The sequence below is a fragment of the Mycobacterium gastri genome (assembly GCF_002102175.1).
GTDB lineage: Bacteria > Actinomycetota > Actinomycetes > Mycobacteriales > Mycobacteriaceae > Mycobacterium > Mycobacterium gastri.
The window spans coordinates 123167-144031 of record NZ_LQOX01000131.1 but is presented as its reverse complement, the minus strand read 5'-3'; the positions used below and the strand labels follow the sequence as shown (position 1 = coordinate 144031).

Annotated in this window: 17 protein-coding genes and 3 pseudogenes; 1 reads left to right on the top strand and 19 read right to left on the bottom strand. The window is 65.8% G+C overall.

Annotated features, from left to right (window positions below):
• Window positions 1-96: 96 nt before the first annotated feature.
• The 10 genes and pseudogenes from AWC07_RS21980 to AWC07_RS21935 form a co-directional block, all read right to left on the bottom strand.
• Window positions 97-1185, bottom strand: coding sequence for an NAD(P)H-dependent amine dehydrogenase family protein (locus tag AWC07_RS21980; protein WP_036410675.1), 1089 nt, complete (start codon window positions 1183-1185; stop codon window positions 97-99).
• Window positions 1182-2213: an aromatic ring-hydroxylating dioxygenase subunit alpha gene (locus AWC07_RS21975; protein ID WP_036410674.1), complete on the bottom strand. Its 1032-nt coding sequence runs from the start codon at window positions 2211-2213 to the stop codon at window positions 1182-1184. Before AWC07_RS21975 ends, AWC07_RS21980 begins: the two co-directional genes overlap by 4 nt.
• Before the next feature lie 92 nt (window positions 2214-2305).
• Window positions 2306-3429, bottom strand: a pseudogene (locus AWC07_RS21970) (PDR/VanB family oxidoreductase).
• A gap of 4 nt (window positions 3430-3433) precedes the next feature.
• A pseudogene (locus tag AWC07_RS21965) lies at window positions 3434-4276 on the bottom strand (metal-dependent hydrolase); the annotation flags it as partial.
• A 74-nt stretch (window positions 4277-4350) separates the two neighbouring features.
• The gene (locus AWC07_RS21960; protein WP_036410672.1) at window positions 4351-5385 is read right to left on the bottom strand and encodes a nitronate monooxygenase; all 1035 of its coding nucleotides are present in this window, start codon (window positions 5383-5385) and stop codon (window positions 4351-4353) included.
• A 4-nt stretch (window positions 5386-5389) separates the two neighbouring features.
• Window positions 5390-6706 carry a M16 family metallopeptidase gene (locus AWC07_RS21955; protein ID WP_036410683.1) on the bottom strand — a complete coding sequence of 439 codons (1317 nt, stop codon included), beginning with the start codon at window positions 6704-6706 and terminating at the stop codon, window positions 5390-5392.
• Window positions 6684-8978, bottom strand: a complete 2295-nt coding sequence (locus tag AWC07_RS21950) for a polyribonucleotide nucleotidyltransferase (protein WP_036410670.1) — start codon at window positions 8976-8978, stop codon at window positions 6684-6686. Before AWC07_RS21950 ends, AWC07_RS21955 begins: the two co-directional genes overlap by 23 nt.
• 388 nt (window positions 8979-9366) lie before the next feature.
• A complete protein-coding gene (gene lppU / locus AWC07_RS21945) occupies window positions 9367-9900 on the bottom strand; it encodes an LppU family putative lipoprotein (protein WP_036410668.1) in 534 nt (177 codons plus the stop codon).
• A gap of 11 nt (window positions 9901-9911) precedes the next feature.
• Window positions 9912-10181, bottom strand: coding sequence for a 30S ribosomal protein S15 (gene rpsO / locus AWC07_RS21940; RefSeq protein ID WP_023372450.1), 270 nt, complete (start codon window positions 10179-10181; stop codon window positions 9912-9914).
• Between the two features lie 121 nt (window positions 10182-10302).
• Window positions 10303-11277, bottom strand: coding sequence for a bifunctional riboflavin kinase/FAD synthetase (locus tag AWC07_RS21935; RefSeq protein ID WP_036410666.1), 975 nt, complete (start codon window positions 11275-11277; stop codon window positions 10303-10305).
• A 295-nt stretch (window positions 11278-11572) separates the two neighbouring features.
• Between AWC07_RS21935 and mntR the strand changes: the two genes are divergently transcribed.
• On the top strand, window positions 11573-12265 hold the full coding sequence (gene mntR, locus AWC07_RS21930) for a manganese-binding transcriptional regulator MntR (RefSeq protein WP_036410664.1): 693 nt from the start codon (window positions 11573-11575) through the stop codon (window positions 12263-12265).
• Window positions 12266-12294: 29 nt separating this feature from the next.
• Here the strand turns inward: mntR and AWC07_RS21925 are convergent, their stop codons facing one another.
• The 9 genes and pseudogenes from AWC07_RS21925 to AWC07_RS21885 all read right to left on the bottom strand — a co-directional run bounded on the left by AWC07_RS21925 (window position 12295) and on the right by AWC07_RS21885 (window position 20712).
• Complete coding sequence (locus tag AWC07_RS21925; protein ID WP_036410661.1) at window positions 12295-13539, bottom strand: acyl-CoA dehydrogenase family protein; 1245 nt, start codon at window positions 13537-13539, stop codon at window positions 12295-12297.
• Window positions 13540-13550: 11 nt separating this feature from the next.
• Entirely contained in the window at window positions 13551-14741 is a 1191-nt protein-coding gene (locus tag AWC07_RS21920; protein ID WP_036410660.1) for a lipid-transfer protein, read from the bottom strand.
• A gap of 111 nt (window positions 14742-14852) precedes the next feature.
• Entirely contained in the window at window positions 14853-15746 is an 894-nt protein-coding gene (truB, locus tag AWC07_RS21915) for a tRNA pseudouridine(55) synthase TruB (protein ID WP_036410658.1), read from the bottom strand.
• A complete protein-coding gene (pptT, locus tag AWC07_RS21910; protein WP_139829820.1) occupies window positions 15743-16426 on the bottom strand; it encodes a 4'-phosphopantetheinyl transferase PptT in 684 nt (227 codons plus the stop codon). Before pptT ends, truB begins: the two co-directional genes overlap by 4 nt.
• The gene (locus AWC07_RS21905) at window positions 16423-17391 is read right to left on the bottom strand and encodes a metallophosphoesterase family protein (RefSeq protein WP_036410656.1); all 969 of its coding nucleotides are present in this window, start codon (window positions 17389-17391) and stop codon (window positions 16423-16425) included. The genes pptT and AWC07_RS21905 overlap by 4 nt, the downstream gene beginning before the upstream one ends.
• Window positions 17392-17461: 70 nt before the next feature.
• A complete protein-coding gene (locus tag AWC07_RS21900; RefSeq protein ID WP_036410653.1) occupies window positions 17462-18025 on the bottom strand; it encodes an LppA family lipoprotein in 564 nt (187 codons plus the stop codon).
• A 121-nt stretch (window positions 18026-18146) separates the two neighbouring features.
• Window positions 18147-18707 carry an LppA family lipoprotein gene (locus tag AWC07_RS21895; protein ID WP_036410651.1) on the bottom strand — a complete coding sequence of 187 codons (561 nt, stop codon included), beginning with the start codon at window positions 18705-18707 and terminating at the stop codon, window positions 18147-18149.
• Window positions 18707-20392 (bottom strand): alpha/beta hydrolase family protein, encoded by a 1686-nt coding sequence (locus AWC07_RS21890; RefSeq protein WP_036410650.1) that lies wholly within the window; start codon window positions 20390-20392, stop codon window positions 18707-18709. Before AWC07_RS21890 ends, AWC07_RS21895 begins: the two co-directional genes overlap by 1 nt.
• Window positions 20393-20395: 3 nt before the next feature.
• A pseudogene (locus tag AWC07_RS21885) lies at window positions 20396-20712 on the bottom strand (hypothetical protein).
• Window positions 20713-20865: the final 153 nt, after the last annotated feature.

The window sequence follows — 20865 nt, the reverse complement described above, 5'->3', positions numbered from 1 at the left end:
GAGCCGATGGTGGGCATCAACGTCGAACAGATCGCCCAGCCGCACCGGCTCGCCGAGCGCGGCTGGTAAAAACCTTCGCCGCGCCCCTTGACCGGGCTACTTTTTGAATCGACCGGCAAACCCCCGTAATGGAATGTCGGCGCTGGTGATCAGGCCGGGCGGCGCCGCGACCACCGACGTGATCGCGTTGAGCGCCGGCATTCCGGTGACCGTCATGCCGATGGAGGCGAAGTTGTCCGGGTTGGACAAATCGACGCCGGGCTTCGGGAAGATCAGGTGCTTGTTATAGACACACGGATCACCCTGGATCTGAGTGATGTAGCAGCCCTTGATCTTCCAACTCGGGTCGGTATGCGGAGTCATCTGCCACTCCAGGTGTGTCTCGACCCGCGCCACCCCTTCGACCATGCCCCGGTATTTGATGTAACTGCCGCCCACCGAGCCTTTCGGCAGCGTGTACCAGCCCAGGTCGACGTCTTTGGTGCAGGCTCCCAGTTCGTAGCTGAACGCAACCTCGTCAAGCGGCAGGTCGAAGCAGTCGGCCATCATCAGCACGCTGTCGGCGAAGACCCTGGTGTACTTTTCCAGCTTCGCCGGGATTTCCGGGTCGTCGACCGGTTGGCCATAGCCGACTTCGATCCAGGTCTGTTTGGAGTGATGGCAGGACACGTCGACGGACTCGATGGTGGTGATGTTCTCGATCTCGGCGACGTCGGCCGAACACACCACCCCGAGGATCTGGTTCAGGCCCGGGTTCATGCCCGTGCCGTAGAACGTCGCACCGCCCTCCTCGCAGGCCGCTGCCAACAGCTGGGTAACCGGCTTGCCGGACGGATGCGGATGGTTATGGTCGCGGTGCCACCCGGTGATCCAGTCGGCGGTGGTGACGACATTGATCCCGGCCGCAAGCACTTTCACGTACAGGTCCTCGTCGGGAAACACCCCGTGGAAGGTCAGCACGTCCGGCTTGGCCGCGATGATGTCGTCGACGCTGCCGGTGGCCGTGACGCCGATGGGCCCGATACCGGCGAGTTCGCCCGCGTCGGCGCCGACCTTTTCGGGCGAGTAGCAATGCACTCCCACCAGTTCCAGGTCCGGCCGCGTCTGCAGTCGCCTGATCATCTCGCGACCGACGTTGCCGGTGGCGACCTGAAAGACGCGGATCGGGCGAACCTGGGCATTCATTGGCGTCCCCCTGTCCGCGATGTTGCGTGCCCGTCGGCAGTGCTGCCGCCGCGACCGTTCGGATAGAACTGCTTGGCCCAGGTGCGGATTGCGGTGAAACCCTGGAACTCGTCGGGGGTCAGTGCGGGTCGGTCGGAGTAGCGCTGGTGAGCCCAGATGTCGATGTCCTGCTCGAACTGCCGGATCACTTCCTGCCCGAACTGCCGCGCCTTGAGTTCGGCGCGGGCCGGATCCTTACCCGCCGTCCGGCCGATGTAGACCATGAACCGGACATCAGAGGTGGATTCGTTCACCGGCGTGATCGCGGAGATGGTGCGGTTGTCGACCATGCCCCAGCTCTTGGTCACCGCAACTCCCAAGCCGCCGTTGACGGCCTGTACGCCGCTGTTGACGTCCTCGATCCGCTGACCGTCGGCACCTTCGAAAGTGATGGTGAAGTCGACGAAGGACACCGGCTCGGCGAAGTCGTGCCGGGTGAAGACCGGCACGATGGGAGTGTTGTGCACGTACTTGAAATGCGCGAAATCCACGCCGTTTTCGAGCACATACTGCGGATGGAGCTCCAGCCCCGGCCGGTACAACCGCTGCTGCGGGTAGTAGTCCGCGGCGGCACCATCGTCGAAGCTGGCGAACACATCCGGTGCGTCGAAGAACGGTTCGCGGCCCTCGACGTCGTGCCAGATGTACACCGACTCGTTGCGCTCGACCACGGGATAGGTGGCAATGCGCCGCCCGCGGTTGGGCCGGTCCTGATACGGGATGCACACGTTGCGGCCCTGCCGATTCCACTGCCAGCCGTGGAAGGGACACTGCAGCACCTCGCCGACGACCTTGCCGCCGTAACCGAGGTGGGCGCCGAGGTGTTCGCAGTAGGCGTTCATCACGGTCAGCCGGCCGGACTCGGCGCGCCAGGCGACCATCTCCTGGTCGAAGTACTTCATCCGGAGGACGTCACCGACGCCGATTTCGTCGCACCAGGCGACCTGAAACCATCCGGTCGGCCTCATCGACAGCGGCGGCTTGGCCATCTCAGCGGTCCTCCTTGGGTACGAATGATAGGCGGCCGCCGCAGTAAAAGCACAGTCCCCTCTACGAAAACTTGGCGCGTCGGACCTACCCGTCAGACGTCGATGACCACCCGGCCGCTCTTCGCCCGGGACACGCACACCAGCATCTCGTCGTCGGCTTGACCTGCCCGGCCGCGGTGATCCACTTGTCCGGCAAGGACTTTGACCTTGCACGTGCCGCAGAAACCCTGCTGGCACGAGTACGTGGTGGTCGGGTCGCTGTCGCGCATGACGTCCAGCGCCGTCCGGTTCGCCGGAACGCTCAGCACAGTCCCCGACCGCCCGAGTTCCAGCTCGAATGGATTCCGTCAACAACCGGCGGCGGGCTGAACCGCTCGTAGTGCAGCGGTGCGTGGGCGTGCCGCGCACGGGCCGCGCGTACCGCCTCCAGCATGGGGGTCGGCCCGCACACGTAAACGGCCGTCGTCGGCCCGGCGCCTCCCAAGAGGTCATCGACGGAGGGAAAGCGGCCGTGCTCGTCGTCGGCCCACACCATCACCCGCTCCGATGCCACCGACACGACCTCGCCCAGCAGCGGCATCTGGTCTCGGCTTCGGCCGGCATAGACGGCCCGCCAACGGGTTCCGCGCTGCTGAGCCGCCTGGATCATCGGCAGAATCGGCGTCACTCCGATGCCACCGATCACGAAAAGCAGGTCGGGCTCGGCCGTTCCGAGATAGAACGCGTTGTGGGGCCCTTCGAAGACAAGCGGGTCACCGACGGCGTAGGCCTCGTGCATCTCCACCGAACCACCGCCCCCGTCGGCGATGCGCCGGATGGCGATGCGGTATTCCGTGCGGCGCCAGGGCCGCCCGCACAGCGAGTACTGCCGGCGCCGGCCCGAGGGCAGGTGCACGTCGATGTGACCGCCGGGTGTCCAGGGCGACAGCAATCCGCCGTCCGGGTCGGCCAGGGTCAGCGCCACCACGTCGGGCGCCACGAGTTCGCGTCCGACGACCGTCGCCAGACGTGTCCGGCGCACCGGGCTGACCCGCGACGGGTCCCAGCGCGAGGCTGACGCGAACCCGCCCAACAGCGTGCGGACACCCCACAACGCCGTGGCAAACCGGTCCCGCCGGCTACTGTCGTACAAATCGGCGGGCCTACTGGACCAAATGCCTTCCGGCACACTGATATTCGACCGCGCGTATCTCCGAATCACCGCCGGGTCCACCATCCGGTCAGTGCGACGCCCGGGCAGCGGATGAGACGGCCAGGTAATCGACCGCCCGCTCCAGTCCGCCCAGCTGCGACGGGTGAAAACGCGGCCGATAGTAGTGACCGACGACCCGCAGCAATCGCCACGGGCCCGGCAGCAAACTCCGGCGCGCCGAGTCGAGGTAGTCGCGCCAACGCGGCTTGATACCCGGCGGCAGGTAGGGATCCACCGAGTACATGAACCGCACTCCGCGGATCCACAACAGCAACAGCACCGGGGTGACGGCAAGTTGGGCGCGCACCTGCCGCCAATATCCGGCGTGTAGATGCTTCATGGTGTCGAAGGCCACCGCCTTGTGCTCGACCTCTTCTGCGCCATGCCACCGCAGCATGTCCAGCATCACCGGATCAGCGCCGACGGCGTCGAGCTGCGGGGAGTTCAAAATCCATTCGCCCAAGACAGCGGTGTAGTGCTCGATCGCCGAGATGAACGAGACCTGCTCCAGCAACCAGTTGTGCTGTCTGCGTAGGCTTTTCCGCGGTTTGTCGGCCAACAGCTTCTCGAACAGCCAGCTGATCTGATCGGTGAACGCCGTCACGGCCACGCCCCGGGCATCGAAGTGGGCCAACACGCCGGAGTGTGCTTGCGAATGCATCGCCTCTTGCCCGATGAATCCCTGTACGTCGCGTCGCAGTTGATCGTCCTTGATCAGCGGCAGCGTCTTCTTGAACACCTTGACGAAGAACTCCTCGCCGGCCGGCAGCAGCAGGTGCAGGACATTCATGAAGTGGGTGGCCAACGGCTCGTTCGGCACATAGTGGAACGGCAAACGCGCCCAGTCGAACTCGACCTCGCGTGCCTCCAGCCCCGGGCCACCGACAGCAGCGCACCTCGCGAACACGTCGAATACCAACGCGCCCAATCCATTACGCAATAGCGCTACAGCATTCGCAAGTCGGGAGCCAACGACGCGACGATGTCGGCCGCCGGGCCCGGCCGGGCCTGACGGTAGGCCGTGCCCGCCCAGAGGTTGGTCCCGTGCGGGTCGTCCGCCGCGACCGCTGCCGCGCGTATCGGCTTGGTCATCTGGTTGACCTCGGGGTAGCCCAGCGGCGCGACATGATCGAGCAGTCGGGTGAAGTTGTTCGCCAGCCCACGGGCGTACCGGCCGGAGAATGCCCGCGTGACCAGGGTGGAGTCGAACTCCGGGTTCTTCAGCGCGACCCGGTGTGCCGGGTTGGTCCCCGCTTCGTCGGCGAGCATCAGCGCGGTGCCGACCTGCGCGGCGACCGCTCCCCTGCGCAGGACCGCCGCAACGTCCTCGGCGGTGCCCAGACCGCCCGCGGCGATCAGCGGCACCTCGTGTGCGTTGCCGATCCGGTCGAGCAGCTGGTGCAACGACTCCTCCCCCGGTTCCATGTCCGGTGCGAAAGTGCCGCGATGCCCGCCGGCGGCCGGGCCCTGCACTACCAGGCTGTCGGCGCCGGCCGCGATGGCCACCCCGGCTTCATAGGCTGACGTCACGGTGACCGACACCAGCAATCCCAGCGCACTCAGCCGGCGAATGACATCCGGCGGCGGTGCGCCGAAAGTGAAGGACACCACCTCCGGGCGGACGTCGGCCAGCACTTCGAGTTTGCGGTGCCAGTCGTCGTCGTCGCCGTGGATCGGCTGGCCGACCTCACAGCGGTAGTACTCGGCGACCTCTTCGAGCTCTTCTGCGTAGTACTCCAGCTGCAGCCAGTCGGCGACGCTGGGCTGGGGCACAAACAGGTTCGCCCCGATCGGACCCGTGGTGGCGGCGCGCGCGGCGGCGATGTCGTCGGCAAACTTGTCCGCACTGATATAACCGCCGGCGACGAAGCCCAGCCCGCCGGCATTCGACACCGCCGCGGCCAAGGCCGGTGTGCCCGGCCCGCCGGCCATCGGCGCACCAACGATGGGTACCGCGATGTCCCAGAAGCCCAGCACCATCGGGTTAATTTACCATCGCTCGAAGTTGTTGCGGCAGCTGTCGTTTCGAGCCATAGGGACCCAGAACGGCAGCGCCGTAGCGTTTGCCCAGCAGCCGGCGGGCCACCATGTTGACCTCCTCGACGGTGACCCGCTCGATTTGCTGCAGGGTGTGCTCGATGCTGCGGTGTTTGCCGTAGTTCAATTCGCTGCGACCGATGCGGCTCATCCGTGAGCTGGAATCTTCCAGGCCCAGCACCAGTCCGCCGCGCAACGAGCCCTTGGCGATCCGGCACTCGGCCTCGGTGATGCCGTCACGTGCCACCGATTCCAGCACGTCGGCGGTCACTCGCATCACCTCGGCGAAACGTTCGGGCAGGCAGGCCGCATACACCGACAGTGCGCCGCTGTCGGCGAAAATGTCCAGCGCGGAGTAGACCGAGTAGGCCAGCCCGCGGGCCTCGCGGATCTCCTGGAACAGCCGCGAGCTCAGGCCGCCGCCCAACGCGGTGTGCAGTACCGACAGCGCCCACCGGTGCTGCCAGCCGCGTCCGGGCGTGCGGATGCCCAGCGAGACGTGCGTCTGCTCGGCGTCGCGCTCGGCCAGCGTCAACCCGGGCATCCCGTTCACCCGGCCGGCACCCTTGCGTGGTGCGACGGGCTGGCGCCCGCGGACCAACCGCGGCCCGAAGTGTTCGCGCACCAATGCGACCACCTCGCCGTGATCGACGTTGCCGGCCACCGCGAGGACCATTCGCTCCGGTGTGTAGCGCCGCACGTGAAACGACTGCAGTTGGGCTCTGGTCATCGCCGATACGGATTGGGCGGTGCCGATCACCGGCCGGCCCACCGGGTGGTCGCCGAACAACGCCGAGAGGAACAGGTCCGCCAGCGCGTCCTCGGGATCGTCGTCGCGCATCGCGATCTCCTCGAGGACGACGTCGCGTTCCAGCTCGACATCGTCGGCGGCGCAGCGCCCGTTGAGTACCACATCGGAGACCAGATCCATGGCCAGTGACAGGTCACTGTCGAGCACATGGGCGTAGTAGCAGGTGTGCTCCTTGGCGGTGAACGCGTTCAGCTCGCCACCGACGGCGTCCATTGCCTGCGCAATGTCCACGGCGGTGCGGGTGGGCGTCGACTTGAACAGCAGGTGTTCAAGGAAGTGCGCGGCGCCGGCAACCGTGGCGCCCTCGTCGCGCGATCCCACGCCGATCCAGAGCCCGACCGACGCCGAACGCACCGACGGCAAGTATTCGGTAACGACGCGCAGACCGCCCGGCAGTGTCGTGCGGCGCACCGCCTGGGCCGCCGCTGGCTCAGCTGCTGGCCGTCGCGGCATCGGCTGGCGCTGCAGGGGCTCCGGCGGCCGCATTGGCGGAGTCTTCCTCGGCCACCAAGACGAGCGAGATCTTGCCACGCTTGTCGATATCGGCGATCTCCACGCGCAGCTTGTCGCCGACGTTGACCACGTCCTCGACCTTCGCGATGCGCTTGCCCTTGCCGAGCTTGGAGATGTGCACCAGGCCGTCGCGCCCGGGCAGCAATGACACGAAGGCACCGAAATCGGTTGTCTTGACTACTGTTCCGAGGAACCGCTCACCTACCGTCGGCAACTGGGGGTTGGCGATGGCGTTGATGCGGTCGATGGCGGCCTGCGCCGAGGGGCCGTCGGTGGCGCCGACGAACACCGTTCCGTCATCCTCGATGGAGATCTGGGCGCCGGTCTCCTCGGTGATGGCGTTGATGACCTTGCCTTTGGGACCGATGACCTCGCCGATCTTGTCCACCGGAACCTTGATGGTGGTGACGCGAGGCGCGTACGGGCTCATCTCGTCGGGCCGGTCGATGGCCTCGGCCATGACCTCCAAGATGGTGAGCCGGGCGTCTTTGGCTTGGGCGAGAGCACCTGCCAGAACCTGGGACGGGATGCCGTCGAGCTTGGTGTCCAACTGCAGCGCGGTGACGAAGTCCTTGGTCCCGGCGACCTTGAAGTCCATGTCGCCGAAGGCATCTTCGGCCCCCAGGATGTCGGTCAGGGTGACGAAGCGCCGCTCGGTTCCCCCACCCTCGACCTCTATGTCGTCGGAGACCAGGCCCATCGCGATGCCGGCCACCGGTGCCTTGAGCGGCACACCGGCGTTCAGCAGCGCCAGCGTGGACGCACACACCGATCCCATCGACGTCGAGCCGTTGGAGCCCAGCGCCTCCGACACCTGGCGGATGGCGTACGGGAACTCCTCGACGCCGGGTAGCACCGGCACCAGCGCTCGCTCGGCCAGCGCGCCGTGGCCGATCTCGCGCCGCTTGGGCGAACCGACCCGGCCCGTCTCGCCGGTGGAGAACGGCGGGAAGTTGTAGTGATGCATGTAGCGCTTGGTCGTCTCCGGGCCCAGCGAGTCGATCTGCTGGGCCATCTTGACCATGTCGAGCGTCGTCACACCGAGGATCTGGGTCTCACCGCGCTCGAACAGCGCGCTGCCGTGTGCCCGCGGAACCACCGCGACCTCGGCCGACAAGGCGCGGATGTCGGTGACGCCGCGGCCGTCGATGCGGAAGTGGTCGGTGACGATGCGCTGCCGGACCAGCTTCTTGGTCAGCGCGCGGAACGCCGCCCCGATCTCCTTCTCCCGGCCCGGGTAGGTGTCGGCGAGCCGCTCGAGCACCTGGCTCTTGATTTCGTCGGTGCGCTGATTGCGTTCCGCCTTGCCGGCGATGGTCAGCGCGGCCGCCAACTCGTCGGTGGCCACCGAGGACACCGCGTAGTACACGTCGTCGCCGAAGTCGGGGAACACCGGGAATTCACCGGTCGCCCTGGCCGAAGCTCCACACCCGTCGGCGAGTTCCTGCTGCGCGGTGCACAGCGCGGCGATGAACGGCTTGGCTGCCTCCAGGCCCTGGGCCACCACGCTTTCCGTTGGCGCCGCGGCGCCGCCCCCGATGAGCTCGATGACGTTTTCGGTGGCCTCGGCTTCGACCATCATGATTGCGACGTCATTTTTTTCGGGGCTGCCGCCCCCGTCACCGACGATGCGGCCGGCGACCACCATGTCGAACACCGCACGCCCGAGCTGTTCGACGGTCGGAAACGCAACCCAGGTGCCGTCGATCAACGCCACCCGCACAGCGCCGATAGGCCCGGAGAACGGCAGACCACCCAGCTGGGTGGAGGCCGACGCGGCGTTGATCGCCAGCACGTCGTACAGATCGTTGGGGTCCAGGCTCAGGATCGTCACCACGATCTGGATCTCGTTGCGCAGACCGTCGACGAACGACGGGCGCAGTGGCCGGTCGATGAGCCGGCAGGTCAGGATGGCGTCAGTGGAGGGCCGCCCCTCACGACGGAAAAACGAACCGGGAATGCGGCCGGCCGCATACATCCGCTCCTCGACATCGACGGTCAGCGGGAAGAAGTCGAAATGTTCTTTGGGGTTCTTGCTGGCGGTGGTCGCCGACAGGAGCATGTTCTCCTCGTCGAGGTAGGCGACGACCGCGCCGGCCGCCTGCAAGGCCAGCCGGCCGGTCTCGAACCGGATGGTGCGGGTGCCGAAGCTCCCGTTGTCGATGGTGGCGGTCGCTTCGAACACGCCTTCTTCAATTTCAGCTACAGACATGACGTCCGCGCGCCCTCTCTGGATTGTTCAACTTGTTTCGCGTTGTCACGTACAACCCCGAGGGTTCGCAGGGCTGACCCGCGGGCCCGAACGGACCTGCGAGCCGCCCTGAGAGAGCGTCCCTTATGAAAGAGAGCCTGAATGCGGCTACGGCCATCGATCGAAGCGGCCGACCTCCCCAGATCCGGGGAGCCCGGCAGCCACTACCGAAGACCGCCCGATCAGGCCGGGTTGCTCCCTCGGACATACATAGTGACTCGCTGGAGCGGACACGCGGATCTACGTGGACCGCACCATGTGCCCGGGCCGAACCGGCCCAGAACGTCATTACTGTACACCGGCTAACTCCGGATATCGGGAAGACCCGGATGCCCGATATGTCCGACCACTATGTCCGCGGTCCGTTGGTGACGTCCTCGACGCACACGGCGAACCGCCGCTGGGTGTAGGTGTAGCCCACGCCGCTGGCACATTGGTCGGCGGTGACGGGTGGGTCCAAGTTTTCCAGGATCTGCGTGGCCCGCTGCCGATGCGGCGCCGACGCATCGTTGCAGTCCACCCGGAACGGGTCGGTTTTGTGGGCCGGGTCGACACTCATGCAGCCGCCGACCACCCAATCGACGTCCAGGCATAACGTGCTGTTCTCACCGCTTAACGAGTTGTGCATGGAATACGAGGAGTCGACGTCGGCTGGGCATTGTGCGCGCTCGGCCCCGGGCCTCACCACGGCGACGACCTTGAAATTGGAGTCCGGGCTGCCGCACGCCGCCTTGGTGGCGTGCGGTCGGTCCGGTGTGCCACCGAGCTTGAGACAATCCCCCACCTTGAAGTCGGCGAGGTTGGTCGCTGACGAACACCCCATCAGTACTGCGCACGTCGTCACCACGACGGCCGTGAAAACGGCAAGGATGAGGGCGCGCATCGCGCGAGAGGTCAGCGACGCAGACCCAGCCGCTCGATCAGCGAGCGGTAACGCTCGACGTCGATCTGGGAGATGTACTTGATCAGCCGTCGCCGACGGCCCACCAGCAGCAACAGCCCTCGGCGCGAGTGGTGGTCATGCTTGTGCACCTTCAGGTGCTCGGTCAGGTCGGCGATCCGCTTGGTCAGCAGCGCGATCTGCGCTTCGGGGGATCCGGTATCGGTCTCATGCAGACCGTAGGTCTTGAGAATTTCCTTTTTCTGCTCGGCAGTCAGCGCCACGAAACATCTCCATCAATTGGTCCGCGATCAAGGAATTTTGCGGGCACGGCCGCCGCGAACCGCAGCACGCGCCGATTAACGACGGGCAGTCTAGCAGCGGTTCAGCCCGGCGGCATAACCGTCAGCCCCCGGTCAGCAACGCGCGGGTGCGATCGGTGTCGGCGGCGATCTCGGCGACGAGGTCACGCACCGACTCGAACTTCTTCTGGCCACGGATCCGAGCGACGAAGTCCAGGGCCACATGTTGGCCGTACAGGTCTGCGGTGGTGTCGAGCACGAACGCCTCGACGGTGCGGGTACGCCCGGAGAATGTCGGATTGGTCCCGATGGACACCGCAGCCTGGTAGCGCTCACCGGGAATCACCGCCCCGGTCGCGGGACCATGGCCCAAAACCGTGAACCACGCGGCGTACACACCGTCGGCCGGGATCGCCGAATACATCGGGGGTGCGATGTTGGCGGTGGGAAAACCGAGCTCGGCCCCCCGCCCGTAGCCTCGCACCACCACACCTTCGACGCGGTGCGGGCGGCCCAGTGCTTCGGTGGCCGCCATCACGTCACCCGCGTCCACGCAGGAGCGGATGTAGGTGGAGGAGAACGTCACGGTCTCGTGGCTGTGGTGCTCGGACACCAGCGACATCGCCTCCACCGCGAACCCGAACCGCTCGCCGGCCCGTCGCAGGGTGTGCACATTGCCGGCCGCCTTCTTGCCGAAGGTGAAGTTCTCACCAACGACGACCTCGACCACGTGCAGGTGCTCGACCAGCAACTCGTGGATGTAGCGGTCCGGGGTGAGCTTCATGAAGTCGGTGGTGAACGGCATCACCAGGAACACGTCGATGCCCAGCTCTTCGACCAGCTCAGCGCGGCGAGTCAGCGTCGTCAGCTGCGCCGGGTGACTGCCGGGATACACCACTTCCATGGGGTGCGGATCGAATGTCATCAACACGGTCGGCACGTCACGGATACGGCCGGCCTTCACCGCGTGGGCGATCAACTCGGCGTGCCCGCGGTGCACGCCGTCGAACACCCCGACGGTCAGTACGCATCTACCCCAGTCCGTGGGGATCTCGTCTTGGCCGCGCCACCGCTGCACAAAGGCAAGCCTACGGTGCCGGTCTGGCTGTGGCGGGCAAGATCGGCGTGATACCGCTGGTTTGTCATCGCTATGTGGCACGGCCATTCGAGGCTGCGCTGACCGTGCCGAGCCTGCGCTGACCGTGCCGAGCCTGCGCTGACCGCACTGAGACTGCGCTGACCGCGCTGAGACTGCGTCCGCAGCGTCGATCGCGGTCGGCAAGGCGCGCTCACCGCAGACTCGACGGCGGCTCCGGGCATACGAGGTGATCACAGCCCCGGTTTCACGTCAGATCCGCCTAAACTTTCAGGTTGTGAGGGCTGACGAAGAGCCTGGCGGTCTTAGCGCGGTTGCCCAGGACTACCTGAAGGTGATTTGGAAGGCCCAGGAGTGGTCATTGGAAAGGGTCAGTACCAAGATGCTGGCCGAGAAGATCGGGGTCTCGGCCAGCACGGCCTCGGAGTCGATCCGCAGACTCGCCGAGCAGGGTCTGGTCGACCACGAAAAGTACGGCGCGGTGACGTTGACCGAAGCCGGCCGCCGCGCGGCGCTGGCTATGGTGCGCCGGCACCGGCTTCTGGAAACGTTTCTGGTCAATGAACTCGGCTACGGCTGGGACGAAGTGCACGACGAGGCCGAGGTGCTCGAGCACGCCGTATCGGATCGGCTGGTGGCCCGGATCGACGCCAAGCTGGGCTTTCCGCAGCGCGATCCGCACGGCGACCCGATTCCTGCCTCCGACGGACAAGTGCCCACGCCGCCGGCCCGGCAATTGTGGGAGTGCCGCGACGGCGACACCGGCACCGTGGCCCGCATCTCCGATGCCGACCCGCAAATGCTGCGGTACTTCGACAGCGTCGGCATCAACCTGGACTCGCGGCTGCGGGTCGTGACGCGGCGCGAATTCGCCGGCATGATCTCGGTGGCGATCGAGTCAGGCGACGGCGCACCGACGCCTGTCGAGTTGGGCAGCCCGGCGGCGCGAGCGATCTGGGTGGTGGCCTGACGCGAGTGCGGCGCGACGGGCCCCGCGGCTCAGGCCAGCAGGCCCTTGGCGATATGAGTCACCTGAACCTCGTTGCTGCCGGCATAGATCATCAGTGACTTTGCGTCGCGGGCAAGCTGTTCCACCCGATACTCGGCCATATAGCCGTTGCCGCCGAACAACTGCACGGCTTCCATCGCGACGTCGGTGGCGGCCTCAGAAGAATAGAGCTTGATCGCCGACGCCTCGGCCAGTGACGGTAGCTTCCCGGCCTTGAGCCGTTCCAGAATGTGGAACACCATGTTCTGCACGTTGATTCGAGCAATTTCCATCTTGGCAAGCTTGAGCTGGATCAGCTGGAACTGCCCGATGTTCTTGCCCCAGAGAGTGCGGGTCTTCGCGTGTGCCACACACAGCCGGTGACATTCGTTGATGATGCCCAGCGACATCAGCGCAACCCCAAGCCGTTCCGCGGCGAAATTGGCCCGGGCGCTGTCGCGCCCGTCGCCGTCGGTGTGCTGTTCCTTCTCCCCCAGCAGACGGTCCGGAGTCAGTCGCACGTTGTCGAAGAAAAGCTCGCCCGTCGGCGAAGACATCATGCCCATCTTCTTGAACGGCTTGCCCTGGGTCAGGCCCGGCATTCCGGCATCCAAAACGAAGGTCAGCACCGGCCGGTTGCGCCGGTCGGACTCGGAGCCGCCGGCGGTGCCATCGTCGAGTTTGGCGTAGACCACCAGCACGTCCGCGTCCGGACCGTTGGTGATGAATGTCTTCTGTCCGTTGAGAATGTAGTCCGCACCGTCGCGTTTGACGTTGGTTTTCATGCCGCCGAACGCGTCCGAGCCCGAGTCGGGCTCGGTGATCGCCCACGCCGCGATCTTTTCCAGCGTCATCAGCGCGGGCAGCCAGCGCTCCTTCTGGGCCAGCGTGCCGCGGCTCATGATGGTCGCCGCACCCAGCCCGATGCTCACCGCGACCGTGCTGATCAATCCGATGCTCACCCCGGCGAGTTCGGACACCATGACCGCGGCCATCGATGCCTGAGCGCCGAAACCACCTGAGCTGCTGGCGCTTTCGCCCTTAGCATGCTGCCCAGCCCGTTCCCGGTCCAGCATCGACTTGACCGATTCGGCGGCCAGAACGTCGAGGCCGAACTGGCTGAACAGCTTGCGCACGATCGGATATGGCGACAGCGCACCGGTTTCCAGTTCGTCCAGATTCGGACGGATCTCTTTGTCGATGAACTGGCGAACCGCGTCGCGCATCATCAGATCGGTCTCGGACCACTCGATCACGGCGCGGCCTTTCAGCGGTCGGCACGCTGGTAGGCGGTGACGACGGCGGCACCGCCCAGCCCGATGTTGTGTTGCAGCGCCGCGGTCACATTGTCGACCTGCCGCTTGTCTGCGGTGCCGCGCAGCTGCCAGGTCAGTTCGGAGCACTGAGCCAATCCGGTCGCGCCCAGCGGATGGCCCTTGGAGATGAGGCCGCCGGACGGGTTGACCACCCAGCGTCCGCCATAGGTGGTGTCGCCGTTGTCGATCAGCTTGGGCGCCTCGCCCGGGCCGCACAGGCCCAGCGCCTCGTACAGCAAGAGCTCGTTGGCCGAGAAGCAGTCGTGCAGCTCGATCACCTGAAAGTCCGCGGGCCCGAGTTCCGATTGCTGGTAAACCCGTTGCGCCGCTTGGACGTTCATGTCATGACCGATGAGGTTCTTGGCGCTGCCGTCGAAGGTCGACGTGAAGTCGGTCGTCATGGCCTGGCCGACGATCTCCACGGCCTGGCCGGCCAGTCCGTGGCTGTCGACGAACGACTCGGAGGCCAGGATGGCCGCCGCCGAACCATCGGAGGTCGGCGAACACTGCAGCTTGGTCAGCGGGTCGGAGATCATGCGCGACGCCAGGATGTCATCGAGGGTGTAGCACTCCTGGAACTGCGCATACGGGTTGTTCACCGAATGCTTGTGATTCTTGTAGCCGATCTTGGCGAAGTGCTCCGCCGTGGTGCCGTACTGCCTCATGTGCTCGCGGCCGGCCGCGCCGAACATCCACGGCGCGACGGGCATCGCGAACTCGTCGATCTCAGCCAGCGCCTTGACGTGCCTGGCCATCGGGGATTCACGGTCTTGCGCGCCACCGCTGAGCGAGCCGGGCTGCATCTTTTCGAAGCCGAGCGCGATAGCGCAGTCGGCGATCCCGCCGCGGATGGCCTGTGCCGCCAGGAACAGCGCCGTCGAGCCCGTTGAGCAGTTGTTGTTGACGTTGACGATCGGGATGCCGGTCATGCCCAGCTCGTAGAGCGCTCGCTGCCCGGACGTCGAATCGCCCGCGACATAACCGACGTAGCCCTGCTCGACGTCGTTGTAGTCGATGCCGGCATCGCGCAGGGCGTTGGTGCCCGATTCCCTGGCCATCTCGGGATAGTCCCAACCCTCGCGGCGGCCCGGCTTTTCGAACTTGGTCATGCCAACACCGACGACAAACACCTTGTTAGGCATCTTGGGAGACATGCACGCCCCTTCCCTTCGAGCGGCGGCCCATGGACTTGCGCCACGGTCGTGTCTCCCAGTGTGCAACCTCGCTGCCGATGGATAACCGCCCGGGTGCCCCTACAGCGTCGCCGGGCGGATCACCACCACCGACATGGTCTGCGAACCTTTATCGCGAAGCAGCGCGATCACCCGGCCGTCGACGTCGGCGGCAGCGTATGTGCCGTCGATGCCGGCCGGCGCAAGGGGCCGGCCGTTGGCAGTGGCCTCGGCCTCCCCGGCGGTGAGGTCGCGGCGCGGATACATCAGCAGACACGCTTCGTCGAGATTCAGGCTCAACCGTGGACGCTGCGCCAGCTCATCGAGGGGATACGCCTGCTCCAGGCCGAAGCGCCCCACGCGGGTGCGCCGCAACGACGTCAGGTGGCCGCCCACGCCAAGGGCAGCACCGAGATCACGGGCCAATGCGCGGATGTAGGTTCCCGACGAGCAATCGACCTCCACGTCGAGGTCGACCACGCCGTCAACGGTGCGCCGCGCGGTCACATCGAACCGGTCAACACGTACCGGGCGTGCCTCGAGCTCCACCGACTGGCCCTGGCGGGCCAGCTGGTAGGCACGACGACCGCCGACCTTGATCGCGCTGACCGTCGACGGCACCTGGGTGATGTCGCCGCGCAGCGCGCAGATCGCCGCGGCGATCGCCTCATCGGTGACATCCGCGGCCGAAACCGATTGCCGCAGTTCGCCTTCGGCGTCGTCGGTGGACGTTGACTGACCCAGCCGGATGGTGGCGGCATACGACTTCGAGGTCGCGGTCAGCAGGCCGAGGATCTTGGTGGCGCGTTCGATTCCGATCACCAACACGCCGGTGGCCATCGGGTCCAGCGTTCCCGCATGCCCGACCCTGCGGGTGGCGAAGATGCGGCGGCACCGCCCCACCACGTCGTGACTGGTCATTCCGGCCGGCTTGTCGACAATCACAAGGCCCGCGCCGGTGAGGCTTTGGCTCATAGCACGATGGCGGTCAGCACCAGGTCACGCTCGACCGACCATCGCCCGCGCAGCGTCGTCAGCGGCGGACCCGACAGAGCCGACGGGTCGATCAGGATGCGCGACGTGAAGCGGCCGGTCAAGCCGGAGGCGTCGGCGTCGAAGGTGATGTGCGCGTCCTCGAAACCCAACCATCTCTCGGTCAGCGGAAACCACGCCTTGTACGTCGCCTCCTTGGCGCAGAACAGGATTCGGTCCCAATGCAGCCCGGCCGGCATGCTGCGCGGTAGCTCGACGCGCTCGGCGGGCAGGCTGATCGCATCCAGCACGCCGTTGGGCAACACGTCGTGCGGTTCGGCGTCGATGCCCACCGAACGCACCGCGGCCCGGCGTCCCACCACTGCACCCCGATAGCCGGTGCAATGGGTCAGACTGCCGACGACGCCGTCGGGCCAACAGGGTTGTCCCTTGTCGCCCTTGAGAATCGGTACCGGTGGCACACCGAGCTCCCGCAGCGCGACGCGGGCGCAGTGGCGGGCGGTGATGAACTCGTTGCGCCGCTTGTCAACCGACTTGGCGATCAACGGCTCCTCGTCCGGCAGCGGCGCCAGACCGGGCGGGTCGGAGTACATCTCGGCGTACGCCAAATCCTCAATCACCGTGCCGGGCAACACCGACGACACCAGCATGCTCGTCGTCACCGTCGTAATTGCCGCTGTCGCAGTCTTTCCCGGAACTGAACGGCTTGGGCACGCATCTCGGGAGTGATGACGAAGTGACCGCCGAAGTCATTGAGATAACCCGGCGCGTATTGCGGATCGGGCAGGACTTGACGCAGCCAGCTGTATGGCTTGCGACGGCGCCACTCCCGCGGGTAGCCCACCGACACCTCTTCGAAGCGCACGTCGTCGTGCCAGGTGGTGCGGGGAATGTGGAGATGGCCGTAGACCGAACATACGGCGTTGTAGCGGGTGTGCCAGTCGGCGGTCTTGGTGGTTCCGCACCACAGCGAGAATTCCGGGTAGAACAGCGCCTCGCAGGGCTCGCGCACCAGGGGAAAGTGGTTGACCAGCACGGTCGGTTGCATCCAATCGAGCTGTTCGAGGCGCGCGCGGGTGCTGGCGACCCGTTCGTGGCACCAGGCAGTTCGGGTGGGGTACGGCTCGGGTGAGAGCAGGAATTCGTCGGTAGCCACCACGTTGCGTTGCTTGGCGATGGCCATGCCCTCGGCTTTGCTGGTCGCGCCGTGCGGCAGGAAGGAGTAGTCGTACAGCAGGAACATCGGGACGATGGTGGCCGGGCCGCCGCGCTCGGTCCACACCGGAAACGGGTGCTCGGGGGTCACGACACCCAGTTCGTCGCACATATTGACCAGGTAGTCGTAACGCGCTTTGCCGAAGATCTGCATGGGGTCGCGGTTGGTGGTCCACAGCTCGTGGTTGCCGGGCACCCAGATGACCTTGGCGAATCGCCGCCGCAGCAGGTCCAGCGTCCAGCGAATCTCGTCGGTTCGCTCGGCGACATCGCCGGCGACGATCAGCCAGTCGTCCGGCGACGACGGGTGCAGCGACTCGGCGACGGGCTTATTGCCCAGGTGACCGGTGTGCAGATCAGAAACAGCCCACAGCGTCGGCTGTGCGCCGCCGGTCGATTCGTGCCGTGTCACGGTTAACCACCCTAACGACCCGGCGTGGTGGAGACGAATTGTTCCTCGTCACACGCTTTGCTGCCGCGCGCTATGGGGTGAGCGTTGGTTTCGGGGTATCGGTTTCGCTGATCCGGCAGTCCGATTGTGCGGTGAGGACCGCGGCCTTCTGGGTTGACAGTTTGAACTCGACACCGCCATGACCGGCGATGTAGACGTCATGATCGCCGGGCTTGTTTTTCATGGTTCCAAAGTTGGTGGCGCCGAATTGTTTTGCGCCGTCCTTGACGATCTGCACAGCCTGCGGCCACTTGTCGTCGGCGATCGGCCCACTGAAAACGATCATGAAATACGCAGCCTTAGCCCTGGTCCATTCGTAGTCCCCACCACAGCCAGTCCAGGTGTCCATATCCGTTCGCCAAGTCAATCCCAGCGCCAGCGCCGCAATGGCGCTGGCCATTTGAGTCACCGCGGCAAGGTACTGCTCCTTAGCGGCCTCCAGCGAAGGCTTGGCGCGCAATGGGTTCTCCAATTCGGCAACTCTTTCCGGGCTCAACGGGCCCTCCGCTCCACTACCGGTCCCATGACTAATGCGGCCGCAGCCGAGCACCACCACGCAAACCACGGCCAGCAGCCACGCAATGGGCCAGCGCATCCATGTCCCCCTTCGGGTGACAGCAGCCTCGCTCCCGTTGTTGGTCCGCGTGCAAGCGCGGGTACAGCGGATGTCCGCTGCCTGCGTCTTCGCCGCAGCACTTGGACGGGGCGAAAACTGCCTATGGGCTCGGAGACGGTTTCGGCGTATCGGTCTCGCTGATCCGGCAGTCCGATTGTGCGGTGAGGGATGAAGCAACCTGGGTTCCCAGCTTGAATATGCCGCCAGCACCGGAAATGTATATGTCGTGGTCACCCGGCTTGTCTTTCATGACACCAAAGTTGGTGGCGCCGAACTTTTTTGTCCCATCCTTGACAATCTGGACGACCTGCGGCCACTTGTCGTCGGGGATTGGTCCACTGAATCCGACCATGAAATACGCCGCTTTGGCCCTGGTCCATTCGTAGTCGCCACCACACCCCGTCCAGGTGTCCATATCCATCGACCACGTCAACCCAGGTACCAAGGCCGTGATGGCGTTGGCCATCTGGGTCACCGCGGACCGGTATTGATCCTTCGCGGCCTCCAGCGAAGGCTTGGCGCGCAACGCATCCTCTAGTGCGGCGGCTTTTTCCGGGCTCACCGGGCCCTCCTCTCCACGACCGGTCCCATGACCGCTGCGACCGCAGCCAAGCACCACCGCGCAAACCAAGGCGAGCAGCCACGCCATCGGCCACCGCATCAATGTCCCCCTCCAGGTACTCGGCCGGGCGCTCCTGGCATGCCACCACCCAGAATGGGTGGCAGCAACGGCGCCTCCACCTTGTTGTCCCGCAGCCCGGCGGCGATAGCCGCGAAGTTGTAGCCGGACATCCGCAGCAGCGGCTGGCCGGCGGCGTCATGGAAGACTCGGGGATAGTCGCCATGGGCATACACCCCATCACGCCAAATGCCGCCCGGATCAAAACCCGCCTGTGACGACAGCTCCGTCAACCCAGGGGTCAGATACGGGTCCGGACCCCAGCCATGCAGCGGCGCGACCGGGGCCACCAGACTGGTAATGAGGTCGTGCGGAGCCTGCATGACATAGGCCTGTCCGTGATCCAGCCCGAGTTGCGTCGGACTGTACAGCTCCAGGCCGGGTGAGCCGTAAAACACCACATCGTTGACGGGATGGGCACCGTGAGCATTGAGGTCCTGCAACGCCAGCGACGCCGTTAACGACCCGTACGAGTGTCCCAACACGGTCAGGTGCCCAGTAGGGTTGTTCCCTCGAACCTGCTGCAAGTACTTCGACAAGTCGGCTGCGCCCGCTCGTGCCTGCTCGTCGGTCATGGTCTGCCACAGGTCGCCCGCACTTCCGGTGTCGAGCGGGTTAGGGGGCGGGGTGTAGCCCATCCAGGCGATCGTGGCAACTGAGGCGGGCTTACCGGCAGCATTGAGCTGCCGGATTTCCTCTGATCGGAGGTTGCGGGCTTCGCTGACCATGCCGGGCAATGTGCCCCGCAGAGTGGACCCCACCCCGGGCACGGTCACCGACACGTTGGCGGCGGTATCCGGATTGCCGACGGCCACGGCCGCCAATACCTGCTGGTGTAGATCGTTGGGAAGCTGCAGCTGGGCCAGGTAGGTCTCCGGCGCTCGGCTCAGTGCCTGGTCGACTGCGTCAAGGTCGCCCAGCCGTCCTTTGGCGGCGGTCAACTGATCATTGAGGGCTGCAAGTTGGCCCAATACATCGCTGTTCAGGATGCCGTTGTTGTAGTCCCCGGCCGCTTGGGCCGCAAGTTCGTCATACCGCCCCTGCAACTGCCCGATGCGGGCCTGCAGCTTAGCGCGCTCCTCGCGCAGCCGCTCTTCGTTTGCATCGCTGGCGAGCTGTGTCGGCGTCAGCCCTTCGGGGCCGACCGGCGGACCGGAATCAGCCGGGATGGGCACATCACCGTCGGCCATGTTGACCGCTGATGCCAATTCCTCATCGACGGCATTGGCCTCAACCACAATCGCATCCAGATCAGCCTGCAGCCCCGCCTGCTTGGCGAGCATCCGTGCCCACTCGCCCTCGGTGTATCGCAGCCCGGGGACCGGCACCACCTTGTTGGTGAGCGCATCGACCGTCAGCTCGGCGGCGGCGGCTTGGCGTAGTGCGGCCAAGTCCGATTGGACCTTCACAATGCCGTTAGCGGCCCTATCGGCCGCCCGGGCAACTGCCAACGCTTCGTAACCGTGGGCGTCAAGATCTCGGCGGAGTCCAGCGTTCTGGTGTGCCGCCGCGTCAGCGGTCTTGCCACCGGAATTCGCGAAAATCGACAGCGTCGCCAACTGCCGCGACGTTTCGAACGTCACCTCCGCTCGGGCCTTGGCCGCGTGAAACACCTCCCGGACCGCTTGAGCATTCCAGCGATCGATATCGGCCACCGTCAACGACACTGATCACACCTGACGCCCAGTGACCTTGCCGCCGGCGGAAACACCAATTTGGGCCAGCGCCCGTGCCCGCTCCTCTTCCGCCGTCGCGTGGTAAACCCCGGCCTCGTGCAGACCGCGTGCGTGATCACCGATCCTGGTCAGCAGTGCCCTCGACGCTTCCCACCAGTCGCCCATCTTGGCGTTGAGCGCCGTCGCTGAGGCGCCCTGCCAGCCGACCTGCGCAGCCTGGAGCCGGTAGTCGGACGACAAATGTCCGACCGCCAGGCCCTCGCCATGCGCGCCGCCGAGCACATCCACTGCTCCGGACTGATCTGAAGCACGCCTACCTCCTCGCTTCCTCCGAACGGCTCCGCCAAACGTCACCCGCCCACTGTTGGGCAGACAAGCATGGCAAGTAGGCCGCATGGCAACAAGTCGACTAACCCCTGTGACGGCGCGGAGGCTACTTGTACACTCCCGGCAAAGGGACCACC